This is a genomic window from Polaromonas sp. P1_E1_2 (genome assembly GCF_056406035.1).
This window is the reverse complement of sequence record NZ_JBFUAZ010000457.1, coordinates 1-3,534: the sequence shown is the minus strand read 5'-3', so window position 1 is coordinate 3,534 and position 3,534 is coordinate 1. Positions and strand designations below refer to the sequence as shown.

3 protein-coding genes are annotated in these 3,534 nt (G+C 62.3%); 1 reads left to right on the top strand and 2 read right to left on the bottom strand.

Translation table 11 applies throughout. From position 1 onward, the window contains the following. On the bottom strand, positions 1–948 hold a 948-nt coding region (locus tag AC1D1P_RS17905; RefSeq protein ID WP_477673899.1), incomplete at its 3' end, for a DUF2339 domain-containing protein. A 218-nt stretch (positions 949–1,166) separates the two neighbouring features. Next, positions 1,167–2,039 (bottom strand): LysR family transcriptional regulator, encoded by an 873-nt coding sequence (locus AC1D1P_RS17900; protein WP_477673898.1) that lies wholly within the window; start codon positions 2,037–2,039, stop codon positions 1,167–1,169. 131 nt (positions 2,040–2,170) lie between these two features. Here AC1D1P_RS17900 and AC1D1P_RS17895 point away from each other — a divergent pair, with 131 nt between their 5' ends. Continuing rightward, positions 2,171–3,130 carry a DMT family transporter gene (locus tag AC1D1P_RS17895; protein ID WP_477673897.1) on the top strand — a complete coding sequence of 320 codons (960 nt, stop codon included), beginning with the start codon at positions 2,171–2,173 and terminating at the stop codon, positions 3,128–3,130. Positions 3,131–3,534: the final 404 nt, after the last annotated feature.

The window sequence follows — 3,534 nt, the reverse complement described above, 5'->3', positions numbered from 1 at the left end:
GTTCAGCACTGAGTAGTAGCTGAAGAGACCCACATGGCTGCCCTGCCCTGTCGACAGCAGAATCGGCACGGCAAAACCGCCGGCGAATGCGGCGACCGCCAGCGCGCGCGAGTTTTGCAGCAGTGCCAGCGCACAGCTCAGCGCGCACACCACAATCATCAAACCAAAGGCCGGTAGCGGTTCAAGCAGGCCGTACATGCGGAAGGCCGCAAACACCGTGAGGTACATCACCGCCACGCCGGCGCCCTGCAGAGCGAGTGCAAAGCCGGGCTTTTCCGTGCGCTTGCGAAAGCCCACGGCCAGCAGCGCGATCGCCGCGGCGGCGATGGCCGCCAGGCGGAATTCCACCGGAAAGAGCCCGGCCGATGCCGCGTAGCGTGCCAGGAATGACAGGCCGATGAACAAAATAACCAGCCCGACCCGGACGATGGTGTTGCCGCCCAGGAACCAGTTTTTGCCGGCAATCAGGGCCAGCTCGATGGCATTGGGCTCGGCCGGCTTGTAAGCCGGCCGCACGGCGGGCGCGGCCYGAGCGCGCGGCAAGCCATTCGGGGCCAGGTCTTCTTGCAGGGATGCCTCTTCGTTGCTAACCGCGCTGAGCGTGCTGGCAGCCACAGGCGCCATGGTTTGCGGCGCAGCAGGTGCGCGTGCAGGAAGCGGGGCAACGGGCGAAGGAGCGGTGTTTTCAAATTCCCTGAATCCGCCGTCGTCTTCCACAACCTGAATGCTGCCACGCGGCATGGCAGATGGTTGCGGTGCCGATGCAGTCGCCGCTTTGACCTGCTGCGCATGCTTTCTGTGTGCGGCCTCGACTTCGGCGCGCACGGCCCAGCGCAAGGAAAGGCCGGCGAACAAACCGAGGAAGCCCCCCAGAAAGACTCCGAAATCGCCATAGCCCGGCCAGAACCAGCCCAGCACGGCACCCCAAACAATGCTCCAGATAATCATGACCCCGGCCTCCCTGTTGTTTTCCGTGCTGCGATGTTGCACGCCAGCCTGCGGAATGGGCTGATGGTACTTGATGGGCACACTCGTGAGCACCGGCGGCACGGTGCCGGGCAAGCCAGCAGAAAAGCCCGTCTGCAGCCCTCATTGATTTAGAAAGAAACCGGCTGAAACCCAATCAGAACTGGCGCAAGCAGCTATCAAATAAGTAGCAACCCGACTCAACGTGCTTTGGCACCTTCACGGGCGGTGTTCCAGAAAGCACGTGCCAGCGGCGAGAGTTTGGCCACATCCAGGCAGGCCAGACCGACCGTGCGCGGCTGCGGCGGTGACAGGGGCCGGTACACCACGCCCCTGGGTGCATCGGGCAGCGCGAGGCGGGCAGCTACCGATACCGCCAGGCCCTGCTGCACAAATTGCAGGATGGAAATGATCTGCGTGAAGTGGTACAGGACCTTGGGCAACGCGATGTTTTTTTGCAGGATGGGCACGATGACCGGCCCRCAGCCGGCCTCTGTCAGCACAAAGTCCAGCCCCGTAAGGGCGGTAACCGGCACGGCCTTGTGTTTGGCCAGTGGGTGTTTGACCGGCAGGATGGCGACAAACTCGTCCTGCACCAGCGGCAGCACTTCAAAGCGCTCGTCAGGCACGACGACAAAACCCAGCTCCACCCGTTTTTGCAGCAGCCAGTCGTCCACCACTTCGTCGCTTTCCTCTTCAATGCGCACCTGCGCGCCTGGGTGGCGCTTTTTAAAGGCAGCCAGCAGTGGTGGCAAAAGGTTGACGGTGGACGTGGGCCCAAATGAACCGATGCGCAGCGTACCGGTTTTCAGCTCGCGGGCGTCGCCGAGCTCCTGCGTCATGGTGGCGGCCAGGGCGGTCATTTCGCGGGCCCGCAGCAACAGCCGCTCGCCGGCATCCGTCATGGCCACGCCGGACGCGTCACGCTGCGCAAGCTTCACGCCGAACTGCGTTTCAAGCGCGCGCAACGCATGGCTGACGGCCGACTGCGTCGTGCCCAGGCGCATGGCCGCGCGTGAAAAGCTGCGGCATTCATCGAGAGTGATCAGGACTTCAAGTTGGGCGAGTGTCATGGTCGGTTCAACAAGCGTTAAGGGGGTACGCGGGCAAGAATGAGTAAACACTCATTTGATAGTGAGTCATTTAGCAGTTAATCTCATGCATCAATCTAACCGATGCCAGCCTTTTTCCCAACAAAAACCGCATGACCGCTACAGCCACATCATCCACCGCAGCCCCCCTGTCCGGCATCGCCGCCACGGCTCCCCCGGCGGGTAAAAGCCTTCTGGGCCTGTACCTGCGCCTGACCTGCGTGCCCTTTCTCTGGGGCGGCACCTTCATTGCCGGGCGCGTCATCTCCGCCCACCTGCCGCCCGCCACGGCGGGTTTCATACGCTTTGTGTTTGCTACGCTGGCGCTGCTGGTGGCGCTGCATTTCACCGAAGGCCTGCGCGCACTCACGACACTGTCGCGCCGCCAGCTGCTGGGCACGATGGCGCTGGGCGCCACCGGTATCTTTATTTACAACCTGTTGTTCTTCTCGGCGCTTTCCGTGCTGCCGGCAGGCCGCACCTCACTCATCATTGCCCTGAACCCGGTGGTCACACTGCTGCTGGCCGCCGCATTCCTGGGCGACCGGCTTTCGCCAGTGCGCTGGCTGGGCGTAGCCCTGGCCTTGCTGGGCGTATGGATCGTTGTCACGCGCGGAGATCTTTCGCAAATCGCGCAGTCGCTCGGCAAGGGTGAGCTGTCGATGTTCGGCGCGGTGTGCGCCTGGGCGGTGTACACGCTGCTGGGACGCAAGCTGCTGCAGGGCCTGTCGCCGGTGCTGGCCACGCTCTGGGCCGCCATCTGGGGCACGCTGTTCCTGGGCCTGCTGGCCCTGCGCGACATCACCAGCGTACATGCCGGATCATTCACCCCTGAGGTGTGGGCCGGCCTGGCGTTTCTAGGCGTGCTCGGCACCGCGGTGGCTTTTGTCTGGTACTACGAAGGCATACGCCAGCTGGGCGCGGCACGCACCGTGGTGTTCAACAACCTGGTGCCGGTGTTTGGCGTGCTGCTGGGTTGGCTGATTCTGGGGGAACCCTTGAGCGTCAGTTTGCTGGCGGGTGGGGCTTTGGCGATTTTTGGGGTGTTTTTGGTGAATCGGGTGAAGAGTTGAGCTTCTGTTTATTTGATGGGCGCGCTCTTTGCTGAGTGCTGCTGGCCGGGGGTTGCCCGGCATGCAACTCACTTTCTTTTGCTTCGCCAAAAGAAAGTAAGCAAAGAAAAGGCGACCCTGGTTCCTGCGTCCCTCCGCTTCGCTACGGGCAACCTGCGGTGCTCGGTCCAGCCGGGGTCAAAAACAACTCGCTGCGCTCAAACAAGTTTTTGCCCTGATCCGCCTGACCCTGCGCTCCTCGGCGCATACACAAGGGGGTGGAGGCAGGAATACCAAACAGCCGAAGACAGGGCCCTGAATACCGGAAGAAACAAGGACACGCCATGGCGTGTCCTTGTCGGTATTAGTATTGGTATTGGAGTTGGTACTTGTCTTCAGTCCCCGCTCCCGATTAGCCCTTCTGT

What these genes read in the sequence shown, in the direction of transcription:
- AC1D1P_RS17895 (WP_477673897.1), top strand. Translation starts at nt 2,171, where the DNA reads ATGACCGCTACAGCCACATCATCCACCGCAGCCCCCCTGTCCGGCATC.